Here is a 2,706-nt window from a genome sequence, read left to right on the forward strand (position 1 = left end):
TACTTTCCAATGCCATAACCGCCCGGATCATCCCGAGGCGGTTTTTTTGTGCTTGTTTTGCGTGACTTAGCCCCGAGTCGCGGACGCTCAGGGCGGTTCATTTCTGCCCCGGCGATGCCAGGACGTCGATTTGCCTTTGGGGGTATTTTCGTGGGTATCATCCCGGCCTCGGCAGGAGATACCCCCATGGCCCTCAAGGAGCTCGAAGTCCGCTACGCCACCAAGCGGGCAAAAGACTATAAACTCACCGACGGCGAAGGCCTCTACCTTCTCGTCCGCCCCAATGGCTCCAAGCTCTGGCGGATGAAATACCGCTATGGCGGCAAGGAAAAGCTCTTGAGCTTTGGTGCCTATCCGGCGGTCTCACTCGCCGAGGCGCGGCTGCGCCGCGCCAAGGCCAAAGTGGTGCTGGGCGAGGGGGGGGATCCTGGCGCGGGCAACAAGCCCAGGGCGCAGATGACCTTCGAGGAAGCGGCGCGCAAATGGCATGGCCACCGCCTGGACGCGCTCGATGCCGGGCATGCCGCCCGGCTGCTGACCCGGCTCGAGCGCGATGCCTTTCCCGTGCTCGGCAAGCTGGGGTTGTCCGTCATCACGCCGGCCGATGTGCTGGCAATGGTGCGGCGGGTCGAGGCGCGCGGCGCGCTCGACGTCAGCCGCCGTTTGAAGCAGCATGTCAGCCAGATCTACCGCTTTGCCATCGCGCATGGCTGGGCCGAGCGCGACCCGGCCGAGCATCTCGGCCAGTTGCTCAAGCCCAAGCCGCGTACCCGGCATATGCCGCGTATTGGCCGCAGCGAGCTGCCAGCGCTGATCCGTGCGATTGACAGCTATGACGGCGAGGAGACGCCGCGGCGTCGCGCGGTGACCCGGGCGGCGTTGCTGTTCACGCTGCTGACCTGGGCGCGGACCAACGAGACGCGTCATGCCCGTTGGAAGGAGTTCGAGGATCTCGATGGACCTGCGCCGCTCTGGCGGGTGCCTGCCGAGCGCATGAAGATGGGGCGCGAGCATGTCGTGCCGCTGGCGCCCGCGGTTGTCGCGCTGCTCAAGGAGGTGCGGGTCTATAGCTCGGCGGACTATGTCTTTGTCGGCGAGAAGCCCGACCAGCCCATCTCGCAGAACACGATGATCTATGCCTGCTACCGGATGGGCTATCGCGGCCGCCAGACCGTACATGGTTTTCGTGGGCTCGCCTCAACCTGGGCCAATGAGGCCGAATGCTATCAGCCCGACTGGATCGAGATGGCGCTCGCCCATGTCGAGCGGGACGAGGTGAGGGGGGCGTATAACGCCGCGCTCTATCTTTCCCCCCGTCGGCGCATGCTCGCGGACTGGGCTAGCTTTATCCAAAGCCACCTGACTGCAGCGCCAGCTGCCGACGAGGTGGTCTTGGCGTCAGTCGGGAGTAGCAGGCAGGGCTGTCTTGAAGCCAGCCCTGCCTGACCGGTCACTCGCCCGACAGATGCGCGGCCGCAGCGCTCTTGGCGGCCTTCACGCCCTTGGGCTTGGCTGCGCCTGCGACCTTGGTGCCCGGCTTGCGGCCGAGGCCGATCTTCTTGGCCATCGCGCGGCGGCTTTCCGAATAGGTCTCGGACACCATCGGATAGTCAGCCTTGAGGTTATAGCGCTCGCGATATTCCTCCGGCGTCAGGCCGTTGGTGGCGAGGTGACGGCGCAGCGTCTTGTAGGGCTTGCCGTCGATCATCGAGAGGATGTGGTCCTTCGAAGCCAGCGACTTCCGCACCGATACCGCAGGCGTGTATTCGGTGGTGTCGACAGCGTCTGCTGCCGCCGACTCGCTGCCGCCGGCCAGCTTCAGGATGGCGCTGTGCATGCTGCCCAGAAAAGCCGGGACCTGCTCGGCGTCGATGCGCGTGTTGGGATTGCCCAGCCAGGCAATGGTCAGTTCGGTGGCGAGTTCGACCGCATGCGCGGTGTCGGTGATGGTTTCGTCAGCCATGGTCTATCCAGATGGGAGTGGCAGGAGTGTTGAAACGCTGCGCGGTTCCGGGGAACCGTAAACGGCCATGTCACAGCAACGGCCTTGCAGCAGCAATAAGGACACGGCGTCAAGCGACGATTTGTTCCGATATACGGCCGATGTGTTTCATCGCGCTATCACGCGGAGTGAATCGTTGATTTGTCTCATACGGTTGGAGACATCGTTGTTTATTTAGCGACGTACCTTCCATTCACGATATGCAAGCTGCCCCGTTCGGATCAAATCGGTGAGGCGGCACGAACGGCGGTATATGCCAAGCGTTATCTCAGCCATCCCAAGCGCATGCTCAGGCGGTGGGTTTGTTCCGTCTTCGAGATGTGGGTGGCGTAGCACCCAAACCCGCGCATATGGAGGCCGCTCCACAACTTGAGAGCATGACATGAACAATTCCGACCTCGCCGACCGTATCGCTGCCAGCCACGACGTCAGCAAGGCTGATGCCCGCAAGCTCGTCGACGGTGTCTTTGCCGCCATCGTCGAGGCCGCGGTCGCCGGTGACGAGATTTCCGTCAACGGCTTTGGCAAGTTCAAGGTCAAGGACAGCCCGGCACGTGAAGGTCGTAACCCCGCCACCGGCGAGGCCATGCAGATTGCCGCGTCCAAGAAGCTCGGCTTTGCGCCGGCCAAGGCCGTCAAGGACAAGCTCAACGGATAAGCTTCTGTCGCTCCGCCCGCACGTCGGGCGGGGCGGCGCTATAAGC

General features: G+C 63.4%; 3 protein-coding genes. 2 read left to right on the forward strand and 1 reads right to left on the reverse strand.

The genetic code is table 11. From position 1 onward, the window contains the following. The first annotated feature begins 186 nt into the window (after positions 1 to 186). The gene (locus SSA01S_RS18650; RefSeq protein ID WP_082795196.1) at positions 187 to 1,446 is read left to right on the forward strand and encodes a tyrosine-type recombinase/integrase; all 1,260 of its coding nucleotides are present in this window, start codon (positions 187 to 189) and stop codon (positions 1,444 to 1,446) included. 4 nt (positions 1,447 to 1,450) lie between these two features. Here the strand turns inward: SSA01S_RS18650 and SSA01S_RS18655 are convergent, their stop codons facing one another. Continuing rightward, the gene (locus SSA01S_RS18655; protein ID WP_061781590.1) at positions 1,451 to 1,963 is read right to left on the reverse strand and encodes a Ros/MucR family transcriptional regulator; all 513 of its coding nucleotides are present in this window, start codon (positions 1,961 to 1,963) and stop codon (positions 1,451 to 1,453) included. 421 nt (positions 1,964 to 2,384) lie between these two features. On the opposite strand from SSA01S_RS18655, the gene SSA01S_RS18660 reads away from it, so the two are divergent. Beyond that, positions 2,385 to 2,660, forward strand: a complete 276-nt coding sequence (locus tag SSA01S_RS18660) for an HU family DNA-binding protein (protein WP_061781591.1) — start codon at positions 2,385 to 2,387, stop codon at positions 2,658 to 2,660. The last annotated feature ends 46 nt before the right edge of the window (positions 2,661 to 2,706 follow it).

The sequence above is a fragment of the Sphingomonas sanguinis NBRC 13937 genome, assembly GCF_001591005.1.
In the GTDB taxonomy this organism is placed as follows: Bacteria; Pseudomonadota; Alphaproteobacteria; order Sphingomonadales; family Sphingomonadaceae; genus Sphingomonas; species Sphingomonas sanguinis.

Excerpts from the sequence above, each read along its gene's own strand:
- SSA01S_RS18650 (WP_082795196.1), top strand. The coding sequence starts at position 187 with ATGGCCCTCAAGGAGCTCGAAGTCCGCTACGCCACCAAGCGGGCAAAA.
- SSA01S_RS18655 (WP_061781590.1), bottom strand. The coding sequence starts at position 1,963 with ATGGCTGACGAAACCATCACCGACACCGCGCATGCGGTCGAACTCGCC.
- SSA01S_RS18660 (WP_061781591.1), top strand. The coding sequence starts at position 2,385 with ATGAACAATTCCGACCTCGCCGACCGTATCGCTGCCAGCCACGACGTC.